Origin of the sequence: Pedobacter sandarakinus (genome assembly GCF_026240095.1) — a bacterium.
Taxonomy (GTDB): Bacteria; Bacteroidota; Bacteroidia; order Sphingobacteriales; family Sphingobacteriaceae; genus Pedobacter; species Pedobacter sandarakinus.
In genome coordinates this window covers 62,179-87,757 of sequence record NZ_JAPIVG010000007.1, presented here as the reverse complement: position 1 = coordinate 87,757, position 25,579 = coordinate 62,179, and the positions used below count along the sequence as shown (strand labels likewise).

24 protein-coding genes are annotated in these 25,579 nt (G+C 39.3%); 10 read left to right on the top strand and 14 right to left on the bottom strand.

What is annotated here, in order from left to right; translation table 11 throughout:
* Positions 1-2: 2 nt before the first annotated feature.
* Positions 3-2,879, bottom strand: a complete 2,877-nt coding sequence (gene gcvP / locus OQ268_RS16940; RefSeq protein WP_265857898.1) for an aminomethyl-transferring glycine dehydrogenase — start codon at positions 2,877-2,879, stop codon at positions 3-5.
* Between the two features lie 330 nt (positions 2,880-3,209).
* Between gcvP and OQ268_RS16935 the strand changes: the two genes are divergently transcribed.
* Complete coding sequence (locus OQ268_RS16935; protein WP_265857896.1) at positions 3,210-4,061, top strand: hypothetical protein; 852 nt, start codon at positions 3,210-3,212, stop codon at positions 4,059-4,061.
* A gap of 30 nt (positions 4,062-4,091) precedes the next feature.
* On the opposite strand, the gene OQ268_RS16930 is transcribed toward OQ268_RS16935, so the two are convergent.
* The 3 genes from OQ268_RS16930 to OQ268_RS16920 all read right to left on the bottom strand — a co-directional run bounded on the left by OQ268_RS16930 (position 4,092) and on the right by OQ268_RS16920 (position 6,554).
* Positions 4,092-4,655 carry a hypothetical protein gene (locus tag OQ268_RS16930; protein WP_265857895.1) on the bottom strand — a complete coding sequence of 188 codons (564 nt, stop codon included), beginning with the start codon at positions 4,653-4,655 and terminating at the stop codon, positions 4,092-4,094.
* 208 nt (positions 4,656-4,863) lie between these two features.
* Positions 4,864-5,757, bottom strand: coding sequence for an EamA family transporter (locus OQ268_RS16925; RefSeq protein WP_265857894.1), 894 nt, complete (start codon positions 5,755-5,757; stop codon positions 4,864-4,866).
* A gap of 80 nt (positions 5,758-5,837) precedes the next feature.
* A complete protein-coding gene (locus OQ268_RS16920; RefSeq protein ID WP_265857893.1) occupies positions 5,838-6,554 on the bottom strand; it encodes a pyridoxine 5'-phosphate synthase in 717 nt (238 codons plus the stop codon).
* A gap of 84 nt (positions 6,555-6,638) precedes the next feature.
* Here OQ268_RS16920 and OQ268_RS16915 point away from each other — a divergent pair, with 84 nt between their 5' ends.
* Entirely contained in the window at positions 6,639-8,279 is a 1,641-nt protein-coding gene (locus tag OQ268_RS16915) for an ArnT family glycosyltransferase (protein WP_265857891.1), read from the top strand.
* 1 nt (position 8,280) lies between these two features.
* The gene (locus OQ268_RS16910; RefSeq protein ID WP_265857890.1) at positions 8,281-8,661 is read left to right on the top strand and encodes a GtrA family protein; all 381 of its coding nucleotides are present in this window, start codon (positions 8,281-8,283) and stop codon (positions 8,659-8,661) included.
* Positions 8,662-8,828: 167 nt separating this feature from the next.
* Here OQ268_RS16910 and OQ268_RS17910 read toward each other — a convergent pair whose 3' ends face one another.
* The 4 genes from OQ268_RS17910 to OQ268_RS16890 all read right to left on the bottom strand — a co-directional run bounded on the left by OQ268_RS17910 (position 8,829) and on the right by OQ268_RS16890 (position 12,365).
* Complete coding sequence (locus OQ268_RS17910) at positions 8,829-9,050, bottom strand: VF530 family protein (protein ID WP_265857889.1); 222 nt, start codon at positions 9,048-9,050, stop codon at positions 8,829-8,831.
* Positions 9,051-9,147: 97 nt separating this feature from the next.
* The gene (locus OQ268_RS16900) at positions 9,148-11,118 is read right to left on the bottom strand and encodes a M1 family metallopeptidase (protein WP_265857888.1); all 1,971 of its coding nucleotides are present in this window, start codon (positions 11,116-11,118) and stop codon (positions 9,148-9,150) included.
* Between the two features lie 87 nt (positions 11,119-11,205).
* Positions 11,206-11,949: a peptidase associated/transthyretin-like domain-containing protein gene (locus tag OQ268_RS16895; protein ID WP_265857886.1), complete on the bottom strand. Its 744-nt coding sequence runs from the start codon at positions 11,947-11,949 to the stop codon at positions 11,206-11,208.
* A 68-nt stretch (positions 11,950-12,017) separates the two neighbouring features.
* Positions 12,018-12,365, bottom strand: coding sequence for a Spx/MgsR family RNA polymerase-binding regulatory protein (locus OQ268_RS16890; protein WP_265857884.1), 348 nt, complete (start codon positions 12,363-12,365; stop codon positions 12,018-12,020).
* 171 nt (positions 12,366-12,536) lie between these two features.
* On the opposite strand from OQ268_RS16890, the gene OQ268_RS16885 reads away from it, so the two are divergent.
* The 5 genes from OQ268_RS16885 (at position 12,537) to OQ268_RS16865 (ending at position 16,829) form a co-directional block, all read left to right on the top strand.
* On the top strand, positions 12,537-14,069 hold the full coding sequence (locus OQ268_RS16885) for a sensor histidine kinase (protein WP_265857881.1): 1,533 nt from the start codon (positions 12,537-12,539) through the stop codon (positions 14,067-14,069).
* Between the two features lie 36 nt (positions 14,070-14,105).
* Positions 14,106-14,780 carry a LytR/AlgR family response regulator transcription factor gene (locus OQ268_RS16880; protein WP_265857879.1) on the top strand — a complete coding sequence of 225 codons (675 nt, stop codon included), beginning with the start codon at positions 14,106-14,108 and terminating at the stop codon, positions 14,778-14,780.
* 83 nt (positions 14,781-14,863) lie between these two features.
* Complete coding sequence (gene ribH / locus OQ268_RS16875; RefSeq protein ID WP_265857877.1) at positions 14,864-15,355, top strand: 6,7-dimethyl-8-ribityllumazine synthase; 492 nt, start codon at positions 14,864-14,866, stop codon at positions 15,353-15,355.
* Between the two features lie 260 nt (positions 15,356-15,615).
* Positions 15,616-15,948, top strand: coding sequence for a bacillithiol system redox-active protein YtxJ (ytxJ, locus tag OQ268_RS16870; protein WP_265857875.1), 333 nt, complete (start codon positions 15,616-15,618; stop codon positions 15,946-15,948).
* 245 nt (positions 15,949-16,193) lie between these two features.
* Complete coding sequence (locus OQ268_RS16865) at positions 16,194-16,829, top strand: response regulator (protein ID WP_265857874.1); 636 nt, start codon at positions 16,194-16,196, stop codon at positions 16,827-16,829.
* A 307-nt stretch (positions 16,830-17,136) separates the two neighbouring features.
* On the opposite strand, the gene OQ268_RS16860 is transcribed toward OQ268_RS16865, so the two are convergent.
* From OQ268_RS16860 to OQ268_RS16850, 3 genes are all read right to left on the bottom strand, one after another.
* On the bottom strand, positions 17,137-17,607 hold the full coding sequence (locus tag OQ268_RS16860) for a CYTH domain-containing protein (protein WP_265857872.1): 471 nt from the start codon (positions 17,605-17,607) through the stop codon (positions 17,137-17,139).
* A complete protein-coding gene (locus OQ268_RS16855) occupies positions 17,607-19,553 on the bottom strand; it encodes a beta-N-acetylhexosaminidase (RefSeq protein ID WP_265857870.1) in 1,947 nt (648 codons plus the stop codon). Before OQ268_RS16855 ends, OQ268_RS16860 begins: the two co-directional genes overlap by 1 nt.
* Before the next feature lie 140 nt (positions 19,554-19,693).
* Positions 19,694-20,422, bottom strand: a complete 729-nt coding sequence (locus tag OQ268_RS16850) for a gamma-glutamyl-gamma-aminobutyrate hydrolase family protein (protein ID WP_265857868.1) — start codon at positions 20,420-20,422, stop codon at positions 19,694-19,696.
* 198 nt (positions 20,423-20,620) lie between these two features.
* On the opposite strand from OQ268_RS16850, the gene OQ268_RS16845 reads away from it, so the two are divergent.
* Both OQ268_RS16845 and OQ268_RS16840 read left to right on the top strand, forming a co-directional pair.
* A complete protein-coding gene (locus OQ268_RS16845) occupies positions 20,621-22,111 on the top strand; it encodes an NAD(P)H-hydrate dehydratase (protein WP_265857866.1) in 1,491 nt (496 codons plus the stop codon).
* A gap of 50 nt (positions 22,112-22,161) precedes the next feature.
* On the top strand, positions 22,162-22,866 hold the full coding sequence (locus OQ268_RS16840) for an AIM24 family protein (protein WP_265857864.1): 705 nt from the start codon (positions 22,162-22,164) through the stop codon (positions 22,864-22,866).
* A gap of 52 nt (positions 22,867-22,918) precedes the next feature.
* Here OQ268_RS16840 and OQ268_RS16835 read toward each other — a convergent pair whose 3' ends face one another.
* The 3 genes from OQ268_RS16835 to lipA all read right to left on the bottom strand — a co-directional run bounded on the left by OQ268_RS16835 (position 22,919) and on the right by lipA (position 25,335).
* Positions 22,919-23,770 (bottom strand): anti-sigma factor, encoded by an 852-nt coding sequence (locus OQ268_RS16835; protein ID WP_265857862.1) that lies wholly within the window; start codon positions 23,768-23,770, stop codon positions 22,919-22,921.
* Positions 23,771-23,772: 2 nt separating this feature from the next.
* Positions 23,773-24,324 (bottom strand): RNA polymerase sigma factor, encoded by a 552-nt coding sequence (locus OQ268_RS16830; RefSeq protein WP_265857860.1) that lies wholly within the window; start codon positions 24,322-24,324, stop codon positions 23,773-23,775.
* 117 nt (positions 24,325-24,441) lie between these two features.
* Complete coding sequence (gene lipA, locus OQ268_RS16825) at positions 24,442-25,335, bottom strand: lipoyl synthase (protein ID WP_265857859.1); 894 nt, start codon at positions 25,333-25,335, stop codon at positions 24,442-24,444.
* Positions 25,336-25,579 lie beyond the last annotated feature (244 nt).

Here is a 25,579-nt window from a genome sequence, read left to right as displayed (position 1 = left end):
TCTTAAGGCACGATCTCTTCCAGGTAACTTTCTACCGGCGGACAAGCACAAATTAAAGACCTGTCGCCATGGCTATCATTCACCCGACCAACTGATGGCCAAAATTTACGCTCGAGTACATATGGTAATGGGAATGCCGCTGTCTGACGACTGTATGCATGCTCCCATTCGTTAGCAGTAATTACAGCAACAGTATGCGGCGCATTCTTCAATGGGTTATCCACTTTGTCTAAAGTACCATCTGCAACTTCAGCTATCTCTTTTTTAATGGCAATTAGTGCATCGCAAAAACGATCTAATTCATGTTTTGGCTCAGACTCAGTTGGCTCAACCATTAGCGTTCCTGCAACTGGGAAAGAAACCGTTGGCGCATGGAAGCCGTAATCCATTAATCGTTTTGCGATATCTGTTACCTCAATACCGAAAGCTTTAAACGAGCGGCAATCCAAAATCATCTCGTGTGCACAACGGCCATTGGCACCAGAATACAATACGGGATAATGTTCTTCTAAACGAGCCTTCATGTAGTTCGCATTCAAGATAGCATATTTCGTTGCATTGGTTAATCCATCGGAACCCATCATGGCGATGTAAGCATGCGAAATAATTAATATCGATGCAGAACCCCATGGGGCTGAAGAAACTGCTGAAATTGATTTTCCTTTGTCGATATCTACCACAGCATGACCAGGAAGATATGGAACCAAGTGTTTTGCAACGCCAATCGGACCCATACCAGGCCCTCCACCTCCATGCGGAATGCAAAAGGTTTTGTGCAAGTTTAGGTGGCAAACGTCTGCACCAATATTGGCAGGGCTTGTTAAGCCTACCTGGGCGTTCATATTGGCACCATCCATATAAACTTGTCCGCCATTGGCGTGTATGCTTTCGCAGATTTCGATAATACTTTCTTCAAATACACCATGGGTAGATGGGTAAGTAACCATTAAACATGATAAATTATCTTTATGAAGTTCTGCTTTTGCCTTTAGATCTTCTACATCGATGTTACCGTTTTCCAAAGATTTTACGACAACAATTTTCATATCTGCCATTGCCGCCGATGCAGGGTTAGTACCGTGAGCAGATGCAGGAATTAACGCTACGTTTCTGTGGAAATCTCCCCTATCGTGGTGATAAGCACGAATAACCATCAAACCAGCATATTCACCTTGTGCACCTGCGTTAGGCTGCAGGCTCATGGCGGCAAATCCAGTTATTTCACTTAACCATTTATCTAGCTCGTTAAAAACTGAATAATAACCCAATACCTGGTCGGCCGGCGCAAATGGATGCACGCGACCAAAGTGAGACCAGGTAACCGGAATCATTTCTGCGGTAGCATTCAATTTCATTGTGCAACTTCCCAAGGCAATCATCGAGTGGCAGAGCGACAAATCTTTTGCCTCTAATGACTTAATGTAACGCAACATTTCGTGTTCAGAATGGTGCGATGTAAATACGGGGTGCGTGAGGTATGCTGAAGTACGTTGTAACTCAGCGGGTACTACCGTTTCTACATTCTCGTCAACCTCTACTTGGTCGCCAGCAATACCTTTGGCTCTAGCGAAAATTTTCGAAATCAATGTGATGTCTTCGAAAGTAGTAGTTTCATCAACAGAGATAGTTACTGTGTTGCCAACGTAGTTTAAATTTATTTCGTTGTCAAGGCAGTAAGCATGAATACCTCCTTTTAAATCACCTAAATCGAAGCGAATGGTATCGAAATAAGCCGAATTCAATTGCTCGTAACCGAGGTTTTTTAATGTGTTTGCTAAGCTTACGGCTAAACCATGTGTGCGTTCTGCAATGGCTTTCAATCCCTTCGGACCGTGATAAGCTGCATAAAAACCCGCCATGATGGCTAGTAAAGCTTGCGCCGTACAGATGTTTGAAGTAGCCTTATCCCTGCGGATGTGTTGTTCGCGGGTTTGCAAGGCCATACGCAATGCATAGTCGCCATGGCTATCTATGGTTACCCCAATAATTCGACCAGGGATTGATCGTTTATATTCATCTTTCGTAGCAAAGAATGCTGCATGAGGACCACCAAAGCCCATCGGAATGCCAAAACGCTGTGTGGTTCCGACTACGATATCAGCCCCCCATTCGCCTGGAGGGGTTAAAAGCGTTAGGCTCAATATATCTGCGGCTACCGTTAATTTAATATTCTGTTGGTGTAATGCTGCTGCGAAGTCTTTGTAATCAAACACCTCTCCGCTTCCGGCCGGGTATTGCACAATGGCACCGAAAAAATCCGCCGTTGCAACAAAATCTATGTGGCTACCTAACACCAGTTCTATGCCGTAAGGATTGGCACGGGTTTTTAAAATATCTATTGTTTGAGGGAAAAGTAACTCAGACACAAAAAACTTTTTAGCTGCCTGATTTTTACGGGTGCTATATTGCATAAACATCGCCTCGGCAGCTGCTGTACCTTCATCCAACAGAGATGCATTAGCAATCTCCATCCCTGTTAAATCAATTACCATGGTTTGGAAATTTAACAGCGCCTGCAAGCGCCCTTGTGCAATCTCTGCCTGGTATGGCGTATATTGCGTGTACCAACCCGGATTTTCAAATACATTCCGCAAGATAACTCCTGGCGTTATCGTATCATAGTAACCCTGCCCAATAAAGCTTTTGAAAACCTTATTTAACAATGAAGTTTGTTTCAATGCGCCAAGATATTCGGTTTCTGATTTCGCTGCGGGCAAATTTAAAGGCTGTTTTAACCTTATCGCTGCAGGAACAGTTTGTTCAATCAGCTCATCGATAGAATTTACGCCGACAGCTTGCAACATCTCGGCTGTATCTGCCTCATTTGGTGCGATGTGACGATTTTGAAAATCTTCCTTGTAGTGGATATTTAAGCTCATGCGGGTATGAATAATAATTTGCGGGCAAAGGTAGCAAAAAGGCACCTCTTTTTAAACATGAAAAACCGTTGGAACCGTCATATTTTCGTGGTTTAATTCACTTTGTTTTTTACGCAGGGCGGATGGAATTTATTTACAGAAATTGTTACATCGAGATGAATGGGTTTGCCTTTTTTTTAATGCATTATTGTTTAAAACTATTAATCCGATATACTCTTCCCTTCGTATCGCACCTAGCCAGGAAATCTTTCCAACTAAGATCAATATTGAATCGCAAAGTGTTGTCGTCTTTTTACTAGCTTTGAACACATTAATTACATGATAGCCTCTATGCCCAAGCCTGAAAATAATGTTGCCCTTTTGGTACATGCGTGCGACCGTTATGCATTCCTTTATGAGGGGTTTGATTTTTTCTTTTCAAAAAATTGGAATTTTGAAATTCCATGTAGTTATTATTTTGCTACTGAAATTAGGGATGCAGAGGTGAACGGTTTCATAAATATCAAATCGGGCCGTGGCGAATGGGCAGATCGATTGTCTACCCTTCTAAATAACATCGACGAGGAATGGATACTTTATTTCCAGGAAGATATGTGGTTGAACAAGCCCGTAAACGATGTCTTTTTTAGCAAATTGTTTGATTTCGCAAAGCAGAATAATTGCCAGCAGATTAAGCTCCATAGCGCTGGAGTTTACAAAACAATACCAACGCCAGCATTTATAGAAGGATTTAATATTGCTGCGGTAGATAACCAGAACTCTGATTTTTTAATGTCGCATCAGGTTACGCTTTGGAAGAAGGAATTCCTATTGGCGCAACTCCACAAAAACGAACACCCTTGGCGAAATGAGCGAAAAGGAACCAAGCGACTAAAGAAGTTAAACCCGCTAATACATCATGTAGATTATTTCGCCGAAAATGGTGCTGATTGTATTAACAAGAATGACAAACCGATTATGCGCAGCGAATATTTTGCCGTTTCATTTAATAGCGCACTCAACAATAACATTTTGAGGTTCATCGCTGCATTAAAATTAGCCGATAAAACCGCAAACGAGTATGCGGTAGCACTGCAAAAACACTTCGACAGTGGATTAACGCATGATGGCAGACCGAAACCAAAAAAGGTAGATGTATTTAAAAAGTTAAAAAACTGGTTGGTTAAGAAAAAGGATCAATAGTGCCCTTACTCATAAGCCATTGTCCTTGTTCTATTGCTGTACTTTCCAACCTTCTTCTTTATCGAGCTTTAATTTATAGGTTTTGGTGATAAAGTTGCTATTCTTATTTGCATTTTTATCGAAGGGTTCAAAATCTGTGGTAACCATTTTTAAAGACACCGTTACCTTTGCTGTACTGGAATTCACTTGTGAAAAATCTACTGGTTTTTCATCCGCTAAAACATATTCAACTACCTTAACTGTGGCTTTATCATTATCCTGTTTCAGTACCAACGGACTTGCTTTATCTGTTAATTTAATCTGGTAAACGAAGCTACTATCCTTTGAAAGAAACCGTTTCTTAGCTTCTTTTAGATCTAGCGTAACAAGGCCTTTGCTAGCTAAAGATTTGTATTTACCTAGCTCAAATAATTCATCGGTGCTATTAAATTTGATTTCTCCAAAATTGAAACGGGCTGTTTTGTATTCGGGGTTTGCCTTCAAATAATCTGTAATTACCTCACCAGCTTCATCTTGGTTAATAGTGGTTTTGGTTTTACATCCGGCAAAGCCGAAAATAAGAAATGATAAAATATAGAATATGGATTTTTTCATAGAATTGAACTTATAATTTAAAGGTATCTAATTTAGTTTAACTGCCAAAATCGTTTACGGGTATAAGCAATGCCATTTAAGACAAACAATACTTTTATCAAAGAAAATGGAATTTAAGCGTTCTGCTATTAGAATTAAAGTGATGGATTTCATAAAACAATCTGGCATCTTTAAAACTACCAGAGCATCGCTGCCTTGGCACTTTTTACTACTTACTTCTTCTTAAGTACTGTAGGTTTGGCAAAACCATAGCTGATAAAATTACTGCCACACCTAACCACCTTAAAACCGAAACCTGCTCTTGCAAAACCAGACTAGCCATTAATACGGCAACGGGTAACTCGGCGGCACTTAGAATAGAACTTAGGGCAGTACCAATTCTAGGAACACCGTTAGCGTAACATAGGGGTGGGATTACGGTACCAAAAAAGGCAATGATTAGCCCCCATTTTAACAGCGAACCATTTAAGGCACCATTGTATAAAAACTGCGGAGGGAAGATGATGAATATAAGAATACAGGCACCTGTAACCATTAAAGCGCTTTTTTGCAATGGAGGGTATTCATTGCCTAACTTACCATTCAACATTAAAAAACCTGCATAGCAAATGGCTGCCAGCAAGCCGAAGATTATTCCCTTTACGTTAAGACTTGCAATGCTAGCTTCGACCATTCCACTAGCCAGCACCGTGCCACCTAACACCAATAAAATCGCGAAAAGTTGCATCCCGCTAGGTTTTTTTTTGAAAATTACAAAATCGAGTAAAATACTTATCCATATAAATTGCATAAGTAAAATGATGGCAACCGCATTTGGCACAAGTTTTACACATTGATAATAGAAAATGCTTACCAAGCCTGTGCAAGTCCCTGCAAGCAACATTTTCCACCAAGGGGTAATTAATTTAACTTTCTTAGCCTTAAAGTTGGCCATGTTACGTTGCACGATGAAAAGTGCCCATAAAATTACGGCACCAAAAAGAGCTTGTGCGCCTGTAACATCACCCAGCGTATAACCATCATGATAAGCAAGTTTCACAAACGTGGATAGGATGCCGTAACTACAGGCGCCAACAAAAACAAGGATAATTCCTTTTAACATCGATTCACAAATAAGATTTTATAATTTGAGTAGGCTGAGGTGATGATTGGCAGCTATTAGGCTACAATGCAAGACTGAAGTTATAATAACTGGTGCAAATAGTTTTTAACAGTCGTTTCCAGCCCTAAATAAAGCGCATCACTAATTAACGCATGCCCGATAGATACTTCCAATAAACCTGGTATGCTTTGAGCAAAATAATGGAGGTTATGCAAATCCAGATCATGCCCGGCATTAATACCTAATCCTAACTTATTGGCCTGATGCGCAGCTGCAACATAATTTACAACAGCTTTTTCTCGATCTGCGAAATAGTTGTGGGCATAAGCCTCGGTATATAGTTCAATTCTATCTGTTCCGGTTTCTAATGCACCGTCTACCATGGCTACAATCGGATCTACAAAAATAGAAACTCGGATTCCTTCCTTTTGAAAAACGGCTACCATTTCCTTCAAATAATCTTGGTGTTTAATGGTATCCCAACCATGGTTGGAGGTAATTTGACCTTCAGCATCGGGCACTAGTGTTACCTGGGCAGGTTTGTTAGCTAACACCAAATCAACAAATTTATCTTCCCGGCAGTTACCTTCAATATTAAATTCAGTGGCAATTGCCGCTTTAAGATCGTAAACATCCTGATAACGTATATGACGTTCATCTGGACGTGGGTGTACGGTAATACCTTGTGCACCAAAACGTTCACAATCTAGCGCAACCTTCACTAAATCTGGATTGTTTCCCCCTCTGCTGTTGCGCAAAGTGGCAATTTTATTGATGTTAACCGATAACTTTGTCATGCAGTAAAGATAGTGGTTTGCGCCTGTTAAACTGAAACCATTAATAAATTTGACTTTTTTTTACTCATCTTTGTTCAAGTCAAAATGAATTTAAAGGAAAATACAAGATATCAACTTATTATCGTTTTACTTGTTTTAGCAAGTATTCCGGCCTTGTTTGGAGGTGTGATGGAGCCAGATGGCGCACTTTACGCCTCAATGTCTAAGAACATTATTATTTTCAAAGATTGGTTTAATTTATACGGTCGCGGTGCCGACTGGCTTGATAAACCACACCTTACTTTTTGGATAACAGCATTATCTTTCAAAATCTTTGGCATCTCTTCATTCGCTTACAAGTTACCATCATTTCTATTTGGCTTACTTGGTGCCTGGTATTTATTTAAACTTGCAAAAGACATTTACGGTGAAAAAACAGGATTAATCAGTGCGCTGATTTTCTTGAGCGCATTGCACATTATTACCTCAACTTTCGATGTTCGGGCAGAAATTTATATCACCACGTTTACATTGGCATCCATTTACCATTATTACAAGGCGCACAACGGCCCATTTTTACAAATAGTTGCCGGCTCTTTCTTTGCCGCATGCGCCATCATGATTAAAGGTATTTTCGTGCTCATTCCGGTATTTGCAGGCTTTATTCTTTATTGGCTATTTACAAAGCAATACAAACAGCTTTGGCAACCGAAGTGGTGGATCGCCGTGGTATTAATCTTGGTATTTATTACGCCAGAGCTCTACTCACTTTACACTCAGTTCGATTTACATCCAGAAAAAATAGTGCTGGAGAGAACAGGCGTATCGGGATTAAAGTTCTTCTTTTGGGATAGCCAATTTGGGCGTTTCTTTAACAGTGGCCCAATAAAAGGTAAGGGAGATCCATCTTTCTTTTTACACACCACGCTGTGGGCTTTTTTACCTTGGTCTATTTTATTTTACGCGGCGATAGTAAATCTTTTCAAAAAAAAGAACCGTGAAAATTTACCTCCCGAAAGTATTTTTATCTGGGCGAGTGCGGCCGTTACCTTTTTTATTTTTTCCCTTTCTAAATTTCAACTACCACATTATATCCTTATTATTTTTCCTCAATTTGCAATTATAACCACATTGTATTTGCAGCAGCTTGATGGGAAATTGCTTAAGCTGATCTGTACCATCCAAAACATAATCCTTGCGCTAGTATTCGTTCTGTTGCTAGTAATTTGGTTCTTTTTCGGCTTTGAGCAATACTATTTATCAATGTTCTTAATTCTTGCTGGCGCTATTGTTACATTCATCTTTATCAAAGGAAAAGAGGTAAACACCTTGATTGCTAGGAGTGGAACCGCAGCAATAACCTTAGCCTTATTCCTTTTTTTATTCTTTTATCCGGCTATTATGAAATACCAGTCTGGCATGCATGCCGGCAACTGGCTAAAGGCGCATTATCCGAAAGCGAAACCAGCAGTGCTAAATTATATTGATGCCTTTTCTTTTGATTTCTATGCACCGGGAGAGGTGAAATATTTTTACAATTATAGCGATTTGGATAGAAATAGAATGCTAAAAGATTTGGTTATTTACGTTCCGGAAAGCGAATTGCCTAAGTTAAAAAGCCAATACAATGCGCAAGTAATTAAATCTTTTGAATATTTTCATATTACGAAATTAACAGGGAAGTTTCTCAATGCAAAAACCCGATCACAGGTTTTAGAACACTTCTATCTGGTGAAAATCAATTAACATGGAACTCGTTTTTCGCATCATTAAATTTGGCTTAACAGGCTTGCTCGGAATGGCGATTGATTTTGGGGCCACATGGTTCTTCAAAGAGAAAATGAGGATAAATAAATATCTTGCAAATGGAATTGGTTTTAGCTTAGCCGTAACCAATAACTACTTCATCAACAGAATCTGGACTTTCCAAAGCAAAAATGCGCATTGGGGCACAGAATTTAGCAAATTTTTAATCGTAAGCTTAATTGGTTTGGGTTTGAACACATTGATCATCTATCTATTTCATCAGCGAAAAAATGGCACAAACTTTTACCTGGCGAAGTGTTTTGCGATTCTGATTGTTTTTGTTTGGAATTTTTTAGCAAACATGTTGTTTACTTTTAAGTAGCGTTTTTACCGATGAAGTAAATTACAACAAGCCAAATTATGCCTTTAACCAGAAAAAACAGGAAGCCTACAAGGCCTACCCTTTTAAACCACAATTTTAGCTTTTCTTTATCCATAGGTGATGATAGTCAAGATAAGGATTTTGAAATAATTGATGAAAATGCTTAGCTACTTGTGAAAAGTATCAAGATATAAATCCTCCACCTTTTTTCTTGCCCAAGGCATCCTGCGAAGAAAATTCAAGCTCGATTTTATGCTTTGGTTGTTATTAAAACAATCTATGTTAATCAGCGAGCCGAGTTTGTTCCATCCATAGTGCAGCTGCAAATCGGTAACAATTTTTTCTAAGGTGATGCCATGTAAAGGGTTATTCTTTTGCGTTTCTGCCATAGTGCGAAATTACTAATTTGGTTTGTCTTAATAGGCTACCACAAAACAAAACCCCAAAAACGCTAGTCATTGGGGTTTTGTTTAATATCATTTTTTGTTATTTACTTGTCCAGGTGTTGTTATCCGGATTACTATCTGGCAACACTTTATTCGGATCGAGCGTTACTGAAACTACCTCCTCTGTTGTAGGGAAACGCACTAACCAAGTGGTATTTTTCATCCAAACGTCTACAGGAATTTTAACCATTTCCTTTTTGCCACTTTTGGTTTCCACCTGAAGGATGATTGGCATAGGCATTTTTTCGAGATTATTTACGCGAATGGTATAGCCAACTAAATTGCCATCTTGTTTTACTGGCTCTACATTTCCAATTCCTTGGTCCATTTTCCAGCTGTTCAAAAACCAACTTCTCCAAAACCAAGCCAAGTCTTCTCCTGCGCCATTTTCCATAGAGCGGAAAAAATCGAATGGTGTTGGGTGCTTAAATGCCCAGTTTTTAATGTACTGGCGAAAAGCATAGTCGAACCGATCTTCACCTAAAATTTGCTCTCTCAATATATCTAATCCCCATCCTGGTTTAGCATAAAGGTTAATTCCAATATTCTGCTCTATCATACCATCGGGCATTTGCATAATATTTTCATATTTAGGGTTTCCTACTACCTGTTTGCCAATAGCATTAAGGTCTGCTTTGCGCTGGGCATATTCGCCATTGTTAAAGTTTTTAGAAGAAATACCGTTGATAAACGTGTTGAAACCTTCGTCCATCCACCCGTATTTACGTTCGTTGGAACCCACAATCATCGGGAACCAGGTATGACCGAATTCGTGATCGATTACCCCCCAAGCGCTTCCTTTTTTAGCTTTCCATCCGCAGAAAACAATACCAGGATATTCCATTCCGCCGATATTGGTGGCTACGTTTACTGCCATAGGATAAGGATACTCAAACCATTTTGTAGAATAATGTTCTATTGTAGTTTTAACATATTCAACGCCTCTTCCGTAAGCATCTACCCCGTTACTTTCTACAGGCTGAGCAGATACTGCCAATGATTTTTTGCCACTCGGTAAATTGATACGAGCTGCATCAAGCACAAAGGCTTTAGATGATGCCCAGGCTGCATCACGGGCATTAACAATTTTGTATTTCCAAGTTAATTTGTCTTTCGATGGACGAGAAGCAGGATCAGTTACCTCTGCCTCTGTACGAATATGTACCGTAGCATCGCTATTTTTAGCAGCATTCCAACGCTGCAATTGCGTAGCGGTAAACACTTCTGCTGGATTTAATAATTCTCCAGAACCCATCACAATATGAGAAGCCGGGGCAGTAATGGCGAAGTTAATGTCGCCATACTCACAGTAGAACTCACCTCCACCCCAGTAAGGCAAAGTGTTCCAGCCAATTACGTCATCATATACGCACATGCGTGGAAACCACTGCGCAATAGCGAAAATTTCTCCATTTTTGGTTGTAAGGTGGCCTGTCCTATCCGATCCTTCTTTTGGAACAATATAAGAATAATCCATTTTGATCGTAATCACATCTCCATTTGCTGCCATAGGTTGGTCCAGGCGGATCTGCATCCGGGTATCTTCAATTAATGAAGTGAATTTAACCGCAGCAGCTTTCTGAGATACACTAACATTTTTGATTTGATAGCCTCCATCAAAGTTTTCGCCTTGCGCACCGTACCTGCTGCGTGATGGCGTGATCTGCTTTCCGCGAGAATTATCCTTGAAGGTATTTTGATCTAACTGTAGCCATAAATAAGGCAATTTATCGGGGCTATTGTTTTTGTAAGTTAATGTTACAGTTCCAGATACTTGGTTTTTTGTATCGTCTAAGTTGGCGGTAATATTATAATCTACCCTATTTTGCCAGTACTTCGGCCCGGGAGCGCCTATCGCAGAGCGGAATTCATTTCCATTTTGGGTATAAAAAAGCGGCCCAAATGCTTCTGATGGACTGTAATTAGAGACAGGAGCTGTTTGCTGTGCAAATGCAGAAAATGTGGCAAATAGACAGATACAGCATACTTTAATAAGTTTGTTTATTTTCATATTTAAAAAAGTTGTGTTTTGCTGTAAAGATAAAAAATAACCGCTAGCCAACCCAAATATGCCTACAATGTTACTTAAGGAATATTATTAGTTATTTAATTTTAATTTGGGTAAGTCCTGCAGCTTTTGTTGCTGTGGCGTTAGTTTTTGCCATGCTACGTATGCCTTGGAAATATAATAGCTGTAACGAAAGGGCCTTTCGGCCTTTACCTGCTCTACCGATGGGCGGTAAATCACCATAAAGTTTTTCAATTCTTCTCCCTGGAGCTTAGTTAAGTCATTAACAGCTTTTTCACTAAAATTTCCATCAATTTCAGCCAAGTATAAATCTCGTTCTTCCAACGCTGCTTCCTTACGTTGTTGACGCTTATATTTGCCGTAGCCCAAGTTTAAATTTAATCCACCCACCTTATCTGTCATCCGCTTCCTGTTTAAATTACCACCCGTATTAAGCAAGGTATATTTCTCGGCAAGGGGGTCTTTAGCATCCGTAATTTGGCTGTTCATTCTAACGCCCCGAACATCAACATCGGCCAAGCTAGTAGATTTTACAGGTAGATAGATAGATCTATTTAATAAATTGATAAGATAGAGCGTATCTGTATGGTATCCGACAGCAGAAAATTCGATTAGATCGCCCACCTTCGCCGGTATAGTATACTTCCCTTCCTTACTGGTGCTGGTTACCTTCTTATTATTTAAATTTCTTACCGAAACCCCGGGTAGGGTTAGGGTTTTTTTACTGTAATCGAAAACTGTTCCGGTAGTAACTGTTTGTGCAGAAACAGCAATTGGAAACGCAAATAAAAAGGCAAGAATGAGCTTATACATATATAAAAGTAAGTTAGTGCAAGATGAAAAGCTCGTATTTAACAAACTTTAACATTAGAACAAACGAACTAGCCTAGTGTTTTAAGGTAAGCATCTTCATTAAAAGATATTAAAATTGCCTGGCCATTATGCTCTACAATTGGTCTCTTAATCGCACTTGTGTTATCGATTAGATAAGCAACCGCCTTATCTTGGCTATCAATTTCACTTTGAACGTCTTTCGGCAATTTCTTCCAGGTTAAACCTTGTCGGTTAAGCACAGTTTCCCATCCAAAGGTTTTACACCATTCGTTCAGTTTTTCAGCTGAGATACCTTTCTTTTTGAAATCATGAAATTCATAGTCGAGATTTCTCACTTTTAGCCAATCTAGGGCCTTTTTAACGGTGTTGCAATTTGGAATTCCGTAAACGATCATATTAATATTATTAAAAGATACTTGCGCAAAGTTAAAAATCTGTTCATATTAATTATCAGCAAACAGAAATTATGGTGAATAAAGGTTGTTCATCACATTTATGGCATCATCCGTCACATTTTCAAAATCAATTCGCTGGGTGTATGTAAAATTGCAACCATAATATAAGTTATGATGATTGTTACTCCAACCCCAACAGATACAAAAAATATCAACAGGATAGAATTCTGGATCGCTACCGCTCTTTATACATTGGCGATAATTGGCATTTGCACTTCCACTACCTTTGGTCCAGACAATGCATACCGCTTCACCGAAAGCCAAATTAGCTACCGAGTAATGAAAAATTTTTTCCTCCCGGAAATAATTAAAACCACTACCCTTTATGTTAGCTTTCTACTATTTAACTTTAGTTTGATGCCGCAGTTGGTGCGAAGAAACAACATTGCGCTAAACATTATCCTCACTATTTTGGTAACAGGAGCTTCCGTTTTAATCTGGATGGTAGCCAACACCTATTCGCAGGCTTACCGTTTGGTCGAGTTTGATCACCTCTCTAGTGGTTACGATGTGCTATTTGGTGAAGCATTTACCTACATCTTTCTGTTGTACCTATTATTAAATGGTTACGCTTACTTCAACGAACGCGGATTATCACTTTTAGAAAGAATCAAATTTTTAAAAAGGATTACGGGTGATATCATTTCCGAGCTTTTCATCTCAATCAAAATCTGGCTGATCTCATTGATGATTTTTAGTGTAGTACTTTCGCCAAGATTCGATTATGAGCTGGTGGTACTGTGGTTAATCTTTCCCCCCGTTAATATATTTTTTACACTTTTTTCGGTTTACTACATCATTCCCAATCTCCGAAAAACCGGAAAAGGCTTTGGTCGTTATTTTTGGGGAAATGTAGCCTTAACAGCCATGATATGTCTTCTTTTGCTGCTAGCCCTGGCAGGTTTCATGCGAAATGGAGAGGCGATTCCGATAGCGCTTATTTTTACTGCAATAGGCATGATTTGCATTTCGACTCCCTTAGGCTGGTATATTTATAAAAACAAGTTCGAGAAACAAAGTGAAATTCAGATGCTGAAAACAGAACTGGGAAAGTCTGATGCAAGCCTACATTTCTTAAAATCTCAGATCAATCCACATTTTCTTTTTAATGCACTAAATACATTATTCGGCACGGCGTTACAAGAGAACGCTGAACGTACAGGAGAGGGCATTCAAAAACTAGGTGACATGATGCGATTTATGTTGCACGAAAACACCCTGGATCAGATCTCGCTCACCAGGGAATTGGAATATCTTAACAATTATATTGATTTGCAGAAACTACGTACATCCCGCTCCGCAGATATACGCATCGAAACACACATCGAGGAACAACTAAGCAATCTAAAGATAACACCCATGCTACTTATTCCTTTTGTAGAGAATGCATTCAAGCATGGAATAAGTCTGCAACAACCATCCTATATCAAGATCACACTTCAAACTAAAGAGAAAACATTGTATTTCGATGTAAGTAACAGCATCTACATCAAGGCAGACAACGATCCAGAAAAATTGAAAAGCGGCATTGGTTTGGCAAATGTTAAGCAACGCCTATCGTTATTATACGCCGGTAGGCACGAATTAATTATCCGCGAAAGCGCCAATGAATTCTTTGTACACCTAACTTTAACGCTGGACTAATCATTATCGCTATCTTGCGAAAGAAAAGATTAAAATATGATTGCCATTGCCATAGATGACGAACCCATTGCACTTGACATTATAAAATCGCATGCTGCCAAAGTTACCTCTCTAACATTGGTAGAGACTTTTACAGATGCCTTCATGGCAATGTCTTATCTTCAACAAAATCAGGTAGACCTTATTTTTTTAGACATTAAGATGCCAGACATAAGCGGCATCGACTTTCTAAAAAGCTTAAGCAATGCGCCAATGGTAATCTTTACCACAGCTTACAGTGAGCATGCGGTGCAAAGCTTCGAGCTAGATGCGGTAGACTATTTATTAAAGCCATTTTCGCTCGCCAGGTTTTTAAAAGCATGTAATAAGGCACAAGAGGTGCATGTGTTACGTAGCCAACGGGTAGATCTAAAGCCTACATTTATTTTTGTAAAAGATGGTTATGAGCAGGTAAAAGTAGAGTTAGCGGAAATATTATACATCGAAGCTTCGGGAAATTACACCCAAATTCAGCTCAACAATAAAATGGTGAGTTCCAGAATCACTATTAACGATCTATCTGATTTACTACCCAAGAACGATTTTGTACGTTGCCATAGGGCATTTATTGTTGCCAGGAGTAAAATCTCTAAATTCGATAGAAACCAGGTTTGGATTGGCGAAAAGCCCATCCCGATAGGGGCAACTTATACAGGGCTTCATTTTAATTAGCGTAAAAGCAACCCATCAGTAAACTTACATCATTTAAACATTAAGTTCTTTAAACATTAATTACTGAAAACTATCTTTGTAACATGTCTACACAACTTAAAAATTTATCAGATTTCTCTCACACCACGGTACCAAGTGGTGCAAATTATACCTTTGGAATCATTGTTGCCGAATGGAATGCAGCAATAACTGGTGCATTATACAATGGCGCATTAAAAACGCTTTTAGATCATGGTGTTGATGAGGCAAATATTGTGTCCATCCCGGTTCCAGGGAGTTTTGAATTAACCAGTGGGGCAGATATTTTGTTAAGTAAAAGAAAAGACATTGATGCCGTAATTTGTTTGGGCTGCGTAATTCAAGGCGACACTAAACATTTCGATTTTATTTGCGATGCGGTTGCGCAAGGGGTAACAAACGTGAGCATAAAATACAGCAAGCCTGTAATTTTCGGGGTGTTAACTACAAACAATTTAGAGCAGGCCCAAGACCGTGCCGGGGGCAAACATGGCAATAAAGGCGATGAAGCGGCAATTACTGCCATAAAGATGGTCGATTTTTCTGCCAACATTTAATATCTCCTTTTAATAAATATTTGTACCTTAGTGGTTTAAAATGATCTACCCGATGAAAAAAATTGCCATCCTTTTACTGGCGGTGTTTTGCACCATTACCCTATTAGAATCTTGTTCCTCTAAATTGTGCCCTGCTTACGGATCTTATCCTGAAGGCAAACGCAGAAGAAACTAAAATTCGAAAACTTCATTCTTCATTTTTAGGTCATCTGCAGAACCAATTCACACTGCAGATGTTATCTATTAATAAAAATTTTATTATGACTTGGGTAAATTTAACATCAGTAGAGCAATTAGAAGAAATCAAACAAGCTAACGGATACAGCCTTATTTTTAAGCACAGTACGCGTTGTTCCATATCGCTTATGGCAAAAAGGAATTTCGAATTTAGTTGGGATGTAATTCCAGCCGATACTAAACTCTATTTTTTAGATCTTATTAGCTACCGGGATATATCAAATACCATTGCAACCGAATTTAGCGTTGCCCACCAGTCTCCACAGATATTGTTAATCAAGAACGGTGAATGTGTTTTAGAAGCATCGCATAGCGATATTTCTGCAGATGAGGTAGCAGAAGTAATAGCTGCATAAGCAGCTTTTGTTTCACAACTTCTACATTTACCACTTTCTTGCTAATCAACATTGGTTAAAATCTAAAAATGGTGAATTGAATTTCTTCAGTATCAAATCATAAGTTTACACTTATGTCTTCATTACAGCCATGTAAGCGATACAGCCTACATCTTCATCTAAGGAGGTTTACAATTTTATCTTTTTTTAAACATGTTTGCGCAAGTAGTGTTAATTTAAGGAAAGGATAAGATTAAAAACGATTTATGGAAAAAATTACTGTCTTTATTGTGGATGATCAGAACATGATGATTGATGGTATAGAAACAATTTTGAATAAATTCGACGAGTTTAAGGTTGTGGGAAAAGCAAATTCTGCAAAATCAGCTCTTCAACAAATCAGCATTTATCCCGTTAAGTTACTACTCGTTGGCATTAATATTGGCCAAGAGCACACCATTCAATTAACAAAATCTATTAAGAAGACACATTCCCAAACCAAAGTGGTGGTGCTTTCTATGCAAGATGATTTGTTGAGCATGTCTGCACTGTTACAGGCAGGAGCTTCGGGTTACGTACTTAAAAACATTACAAACCGAGAACTCCGCAGCGCACTTCATCAGGTAATTGATGGTAAAACTTATGTTCAAGCTTCACTTATGCCAGCACAGGCGGGGTTAAGTTCTAAACAACAGCACTTCAATATCCCTAATAATTTATCGCCACGAGAAATCGAAATTCTTAAACTAATTGCTCAAGAATATACCACGGCAAGCATCGCCAGCAAGTTGTTTATATCTGCCCACACGGTAGAAACCCATCGAAAAAATATTTGGCGAAAAACCGGCGTCAAGTCAATCATTGGTTTGGTCAAATTTGCCGACAATCATAAGCTGTTGTAGGGTTCATCCATCAGGGTCACGCCTTCATTCCGTTTTTTAAGATAGATAAAGGGAGATAATCCAGATTTCACATCCTATTAGAAATGCCAACTATCCGAAGTTTTTATTAATTAGAATTCATTTTTATGAAAATGAGCGTTCTCTAGTGCTTGGGTTAGTATTGTCCCGCTATCTGCTTTAGCCCCGATATGTCTATGCAAAATTAAAGTAGCATCATAGCACAAAGATTTGTGCGCACAATCGGGGGCTGCCGCGGCTATCGGGTTTAATAACAGCGTTGGTCGCATCAATTTCCCTTTCGAACTATTTAATGCCACAATTTAAATGGCTTAATGCTCAAGTTGGAATTGTAATAACGTTCATCATCGGTTACTTCTTCGGCAATCCATTCGGGCAATTCGAAAGCGTCTTGTTCAGTTTCCAATTCTATTTCTGCAATAATAAGGCCCTCATTTTCTCCGTCAAATACATCGATTTCCCAAATTTTGGTTGCATATTCTATTAAATAACGAGTTTTTTGTACTTCGTCATCAGCGAAATGATTCAGTAGTTCGGCTGCTTCTGCCACCGGAATTTCATACTCATACTCCAATCGGGTAGCCCCGGTTGTTATCCCTTTGATGGTTAGCCAAGCTTGACCTTCGGCAATCCTTACCCTAACAGTTTTATCTGGATTAATTGAAATATAGCCTTGTCTAAATTCCCTACCTAAAGGTTTATCCAACTGGCTCCATTTGGCATGATCTACCAAAAATTTTCGTTCAATCTCTTTACCCATTACCTGGCTCTCTTTTGTAAATCGGCAATTGGTATAGACATTAGCCTACCCGCAACCTGTTTACCCCGATAGGTAATTAATCTCAATAAACTCGCATCTTTTGGCGGTACCAAAGGAGACGTGTACTTCGGATAAAAACGATCTGGTGTTGAATTATCAAAACTATAATAAATATCTAAACCATCAATCTCCGTAGTTAGATCAATCATCAATTGTTTATCAGGCGATCGTTTTACAGCAATAATAGGATCGTAAATGGCAGGAGAATATTTTGTCTCCGCTAAATCTAAACGTTTAAAATGAAGCTGAGTTCGGTCAATGAAATTTACCCAGTTTTTCTTTTCAATGGGACTCCAAATTGATTCTGAAATAGCGAAGGCACGTGGCCAGAGCATATATTGTACCTGGCGAAAGTTATATACCTGCTCGGTCCACAGGTTGGCTTGCCCGCCGATAACGTATTGTGCATTTACCCCTGCCGGAAGTGGATTAAACTGATATACTTTATTTAATCGCAATGACGCATAAACCTTCGGCTCGGTACTCAAATCGCCTTGCATATAATCTAAATAGGCAAAATCCGTCGGGCTCATCACCACGTTGTGCTTATCGTTTGCGGCTTCAATGCCATACTTCATTCCCCTCCAGCTCATAACAGCTGCTGTGGGCGAAACTCCGCCTTCCAAAATCTCATCCCAGCCCATAAATTTTTTACCCTTGGCCACAACAATTTGCTCTACCCGTTTTTCAAAATATGCCTGCACTTGGGGTATTGTTTTTAATCCTTCGCGTTGCATTAGGGCCTTTACCTGATCATTTTTCTCCCAAAAATTATGCGAAGCCTCGTCGCCCCCCATGTGTATGTACTCGAAAGGAAAAAGTTGTGCAACTTGTGTAATTACCGTATCTAGAAAGCTATATACCTTTTCATTAGCCGGACAAAGTGTATTATCTACCAATGCAATCGGTGGTGCCCCCCTACTCCAATCCATAATTTTCTCGCCCGAACGCACTTTGTAATTTACAGCTTCTGGGGTGCAAGATAGTTCGGGGTACGATGCGATAATGGCTAAGCTATGGCCAGGAACATCTATTTCTGGCAAAATATTTACAAAACGATCCTGAGCATACTGCACTAACTCCTTAATATCTTCCTGGGTGTAGAAACCACCATAAGTACGAGGTTCGTTGGCTAATGGAGGAATAAAATCACCAAATGTGCCTTCTTTTTTTACACTCCAGGCACCGATTTCTGTAAGCTTTGGTAAACCCTTTATTTCTATTCTCCAACCTTCATCATCAGCCAGATGCAAATGCAACAGGTTAAATTTATATCGTACCATGTCATCTATAAAACGCTTTACCTCATCCTTGGTAAAGAAATGACGGGCCACATCAAACATTAATCCACGCCATCCCAATTTTGGATAGTCAACTACATCTACACAAGGCAGTTTCCATTTAAAATTTTCTACTTCTTCTTTGCTTTCAATAGCTGCCGGAAAAAGTTGGATTAATGACTGTGAAGCCCAAAAAATTCCCGCTGGCTTATTAGCCGTAATCACAATTTGAGTCGGGTTAACGCTTAAGCGATATCCTTCATTTCCAAGTTGTGCGTCTGCCTGACTATTTAGAATTAATTTTATAGTTGGATGGTTTGCATTATTCACATTGCTCACAAACTTTCCTGTGGCGGTACCGATTCTATCAGTTAAGAATGCAACACTTTGTTTCAACTCACCGCTTTTGGGTGCTTGGATAATTACATTTTCAGGTAATGTAAACATGCCAGCTTTCTTCATTAAAGAAACTGGTTCGGGGATGATGGCAATTTGAACAGATGAGATGGCTTCAGCTTCTCCAGCGTCGCTATCTGAAACGATATTCTGACCGTAACTATTTACTGTGAAAATAAAACAAGCAACCAGGAATAGTAGTTTTTTCATTAGGTGTAGTTTTCAAAGTATTAAACTCGAGTCGCAATTTATCGAAAAAGATTTAAACCCGGGCGTATGCAGTTCCAACAAATTTAAAGATGGAGTTGCCGTGTGTCTTGGAAAAATCGAAACATAGCAGTAATTCGCCATCAGACAATACTTAACGGATTGTTGGCTTGCCATTTCTGCGCTGCTTGTATAAATGCACTATAGATGTTCTGCGCAAATGGGCTTTGAACATCCTTTAAACGCTCGGGATGCCACTGTACAAATAAAAGGAAGGGTAGTTTGGTAGCATGGAGTCGTTCCATAGCTTCAGCAATACCATCTACCGAAATGGCGCTCACTACCAATCCTTTTCCAACCCTATCGGTGCTTTGATGGTGATTGCTGTTAACCAACCCTCGATCTGTATTTACAATGCCATTAAGCCAAGAAGATGGATTAACCACTATTTCGTGGTATCGGTCTGTTTTATCGGGCATTTTTCCATGATCAAACTTTCCCCAAACCGGTATGTCGGGAATTAACGTTCCCCCAAAATAAACATTCCCCACTTGCATACCCCTACAAATTCCTAAAACCGGAATACCGTGTTCTTCGGTGTAGGCTAAAACCCTAAACTCAAACGCATCACGCTGCTCATCCACATCATCTTCGTAGCAGTATTCATAATATTCAGGGCAATTGTAAAAATGCGGATGCACATCTTCCCCTCCAGTTAAAACAATGCCATGGCACTTTTTAATAGCGTCAAAATTATCCTGCTTGTAGCCCAACTGTACCACCTCAATTTTTTCTTCGTAATTTAAAACCCAGTTGCTGTACAATTCAAATTTGCTGCAATCGGTAACGCCGATAATAATTTTTTCTTCCATAGTTGGTGTTTTACTTAAAGGTAACTGCGCAAGGTGAAGCATCTAGCCTTCAAATTTAACCAGTTGCCAAATAAATAAAAATAAATAAGTAAAACTTGTTATTCGAATTGAAAATTAAAAGCTTATTTTCATTATCACATGGAGAACAAAACAATTCGCTCTTCGATGCTATTTATTAACAAAAAGCACCTATAAAGTATGCAAACTTTGCTCACCTCATCGCAGATGCGACTGGTTGATAATTTCACGATTGCCAACATGCCCATTGCCTCCATCGATTTAATGGAAAGGGCTGCCAAAGCATTTGTAAAGACATTTCTACACGATGAATTTGATACCCAAAAAACCATTGCTATATTTTGTGGAGAAGGAAATAATGGAGGGGATGGGTTAGCTATTGCACACATATTGCTCAACAATGGCTACCAAAATTTGAAGGTTTACCTGGTTAGTTTCACAGGGAAGGCATCAAAAGATTATCTGATCAATTTGCAGCGTATAGAAGAATCCAAGTGTAAGAAAGTGTACCTCAGTAAATTCGCAGACCTAAAGAATTTTAAAGCCGATCTCATTATTGATGCCATTTTAGGTTCCGGCCTGAACAGACCGCTTACAGGTGAATTCGAAAAATTGATCGGCTTTTTAAACAAGCAACATAAGAAGATTTATGCAGTAGATATACCCACAGGCTTCCCTTCCGAAGGCAAAACTACAAGAGATTACAAGGGCATAAAAGCGTATAAAACCATCTGTTTCCAACGACCAAAGATTAATTTTTATCTTCCAGAAAGTGTAGCTGCTACACAATATTTTGAGGTTGTAGATATTGGCTTGGATGAATCCTTTATTGAACGCCAAACATCAGATTTCTCTTTAATCACAGCGGGTGACATCAGCAAAATTTTGGAGCCACGTAAATTATTTAGCCACAAAGGTACGTATGGCCACGCACTCATCGTTGCAGGTAGTGTAAACACAATGGGCGCTGCTATTCTAACTGCTATGGCTTGTCTTTATAGTGGATCAGGCCTCACCACGGCATGTATTCCGCAAAGCGGATTAACTACTTTAAATACGGCATTACCAGAAGTGATGGCTTTACCCCGCGATGAGTATACACGGATCGAAAACCCGGCAAAATATCAAGCGATAGCAATTGGCCCAGGTTTAGGTGTTTCCCAAGAGCATGAGCGTTTCATTGAAAGCTTAATTGCTACCAAAAACAGCTTTGTAATAGATGCAGACGCACTTAATATTTTGGCAAACCGATCTGATCTGATGAGTAAGCTCCCTGAACATACCATTATTACACCGCATATGAAGGAGTTCGATAGGCTTTTTGGCGACCACGATTGCTGGTGGGATCGACTTGAAACTGCAAAATCAGAAGCAAAATCACTTGGTATTACCATCATACTCAAAAATCAATTTACGTTCATTTGTTCTGCTGCCGGACATATCTACATCAATCCTACTGGTAATCCGGCGATGGCACAAGGCGGTATGGGCGACGTATTAACTGGGATAATTACGGGCTTGGTGGCGCAAGGCTACAGTACATTGAATGCGGCAATTCTAGGCTGCTTTCTACATGGAAAAGCTGGCGACACCCTAGCAAATAATGCATTTGTAGTGGCAGCTGGTGATGTAGCGAGGGAGATACCCCATCAAATGAAACAATTCTGCTGATAGTACTGAAAATCAATTCTTAAAAACCTAAATCTAAAAACAACGATAACATGAATACCAATAAAACCTATAGCCTGAATGAGCTGATTCAGGAATCAGCCGAAAATCCAAATGAAAATAGTTTTTTCGAACTTGAAAAACCGGCTCTTCTTGAAGTCAACCTCAAAAATCAAAAAATTATGGCCAAAGCGGGCTCAATGGTAGCGTATATTGGCGATATTAATTTTAAAAAAGAAGGAATATTAAGTAAGGGGCTTGGTGGACTGATAAAAAAAGCAATATCTGGAGAAGGTACTTCATTGATGCATGCCACGGGAACTGGCAGATTGTACCTGGCCGATGAAGGAAAAAAAGTAAAAATCATCCAACTTCAAAATGAGTCTATCTTCGTAAATGGCAATGATGTTTTGGCGCTTGAAGACAACATCAAAAATGAAATAAAAATGTTGAAAAGTGTCGCGGGTATGATGAGTGGGGGCTTATTCCAGGTTAAACTGTCAGGCAGCGGATTTATCGCCATCACTACCCATGGAGAACCAATTTTACTCCGCGTAACATCAAGCCAGCCAGTTTATACTGATCCAAATGCAACAGTTGCATGGTCAGAAAACTTATCCCCAAATATTAAGACCAATTTAACCTTTGGCTCATTCATTGGGCGAGGGAGCGGAGAATCTTTCCAGCTAGAGTTTTTTGGAGAAGGATGGGTCTTAGTTCAGCCTTTTGAGGAAGTTAAGTACGCACCAAAATCTTGAACAAAAAAAAAGGCTCGTTTTAAAAACGAGCCTTCACATTGATATACATATTTTAAACACCGCCCATTACGGTTAACTTTTCCATTGTTGGGTTTATACTACCGCCCATTGGTTCAATTGTTACTGCAAAAGCTTGCGCTTCTTCAATCATTTGCATCTTCTGCACTACATCACTTCCTTCTGCATCTATTTTTCCGAAAACACCCAAGCTAACTGGTTTACCATTTACAAGGGCCCAAAGCTGATACTCATGCTGTGCGTCTGTTTTCGGTAAATCCATAGCCACGTAGTTTATCAACACAGATTTATCTTTTTTGTTCCAATACACATTCATCTTCGATTTCGGACTATATGCCTGGCCCTGCATACTAATAGTTGCCCACTCTTTGCTTTCATTCATTTCAACCATGTTGTTCAATCCACGGTTATCGTATTCGAGTTTACTAACTGTACCAGCAAATTTTTCCTTATCAATATTTAAGCTAGCTATCTGATCTTTTGCATCAGTTAACCTACTGTAGGTAATAAACAGCGCACCCGTACTCATTAATAGTAAAGCGACACAAGCAACTAGCGCAAAACGAAGGGTTCTCATTTTACCATCACTGCTATCTAGCGTTACAACTTTTGCCTCTGCTTGTGCAGCTGGCTCAACATCGCCATTGCGCAGCTCATCACTTATACCAAGCTTTTGAAACAATTTTGTTTCAACCTCGCGGGATGGCTCCACTGCATTCTGCATCGCATAGCTCTCTATCGTAAGCTCAATTGCAGCAACCTCATCCCTAACTTCACTATGCTTGGCAATCATTTCTTCCACCTGCAACGTTTCCTCTGGTGATAAATCACCTAAAACGTACAGCTCGAGTACTCCAGATTCGATATATGCTTTTAAATTTTCCACGATTAATTAAAATTCCTTCTCAATTCAATAATAGCCAAACGGATTCTGGTTTTAACAGTCCCCAATGGCAGATCTAACTTTTCTGCGGCCTCCACATGAGTGTAGCCTTTGTAATAAACTAAATCAAGAACGGCTTGTAAGTCCGGCTTAAGATTTCCAACAAGTTGCTTAACTCCAAGAACATCTGGATTAAAGGTAACCTTGTTTTGTTCATCAACGAAACTTACGTTATTTTCTATATCTTGGTTTTTGAGTGAATTCTTAAAGTCTTTGGATCGCAACTTATCAATAGATAAATTCCTGGCAATATTCATCATCCAGGTAAACAAGCGGCCCTTGGTATTGTCGTAATATTCGGCAGATTGCCATATCTTCACGAAGGTCTCCTGTAAAACGTCTTCAGCAAGTTCAGTATGCGTGATAATACGCGAAATAACACCATAAAGTGCAGAAGAATACATACTGTACAGTGTTTTCAGCGCTCCGGAATCTCTCGACTGGAGGGCATGAACAAGTTCAGGCTCGGTTAGGGTTTGTCTTTTTAATGCAGTCACTATTGGTTACTAAGATACAATACAGAACACATAAACCAAAAAAATGTTTTAAATACATACTCCATTTTGAAGTGCTATTTTTAAAACATTTTTATGCCTTTTAAAAACTAAGTTATGTTATAGTATTCCGTCGATTGGAAAAAGATGCTTTTCTGCGTGGTATGATGAACGCACAAGTGGCCCACTTTCTACATATTTAAGTCCTTTAGCGAGACCGGCTTCTTTATACATGGCAAATGTATCTGGATGAATCCAATCTACAACCGGATGGTGATTACGAGTGGGTTGTAAATACTGACCAAGTGTTAAGATATGTACACCATTAGCTACTAAATCGTCCATCGCTTCGAAAATATCCTCTTCTGTTTCTCCCAAACCGAGCATAATTCCGGTTTTTGTTCTCAAACCGAATTCAGAAATCCTTTTCAAAGCCTCCAAGCTTCTATCGTACTTTGCTTGTATTCTCACTTGTCTTGTAAGTCGTTTTACAGTTTCCATATTATGTGAAACAACCTCTGGACGCTCCTCTAAAACTCGATAAAGATTATCCCATTGACCCTTAAAGTCGGGAATAAGTGTTTCCAACGTCGTAACTGGGCTCTCTTTCCGAATGGCCTGAAGCGTTTCTGCCCAAATGATGGAACCGCCATCTTTTAAATCATCTCTATCTACAGATGTAATTACACAATGTTTTACACCCATTAATCTAACAGAATTTGCAACACGACTCGGTTCATCAACATCCACTGCTAATGGCCTACCGGTAGCTACGGCGCAAAACGAACAGCTGCGTGTACAAATGTTCCCTAAGATCATGAAAGTTGCCGTACCTGCACCCCAGCATTCGCCCATATTTGGGCAATTACCACTTTCGCAAATGGTGTGTAGCTTATGTGTATCAACTAAACTACGTACTTGTGCATATTCCTTCCCAACGGGCAGTTTAACACGGAGCCAATCTGGCTTACGTTTCACTTCAGTTACAGCAGGTACTACTGGTAAATCGATCATGGTACAAAGTTAAACATTCCGAATCAAAAGTTACAGCGCTCAAATGTTTAAGACTTGTAATAAAATGTTGGTTATTTAAATAACTTTTCATCTTTAAATACCTAAAAAAGTAGTACTCAGAATGGCTTGCTAATTAGATCAATATGGTATATTAATGCGTTCGAAGTAAAATATTTGTCTTTTTTAAGAATATACATCTAAATATTGATTATTTGGACTGGATTTTGATTTGGGTGGCCATTAG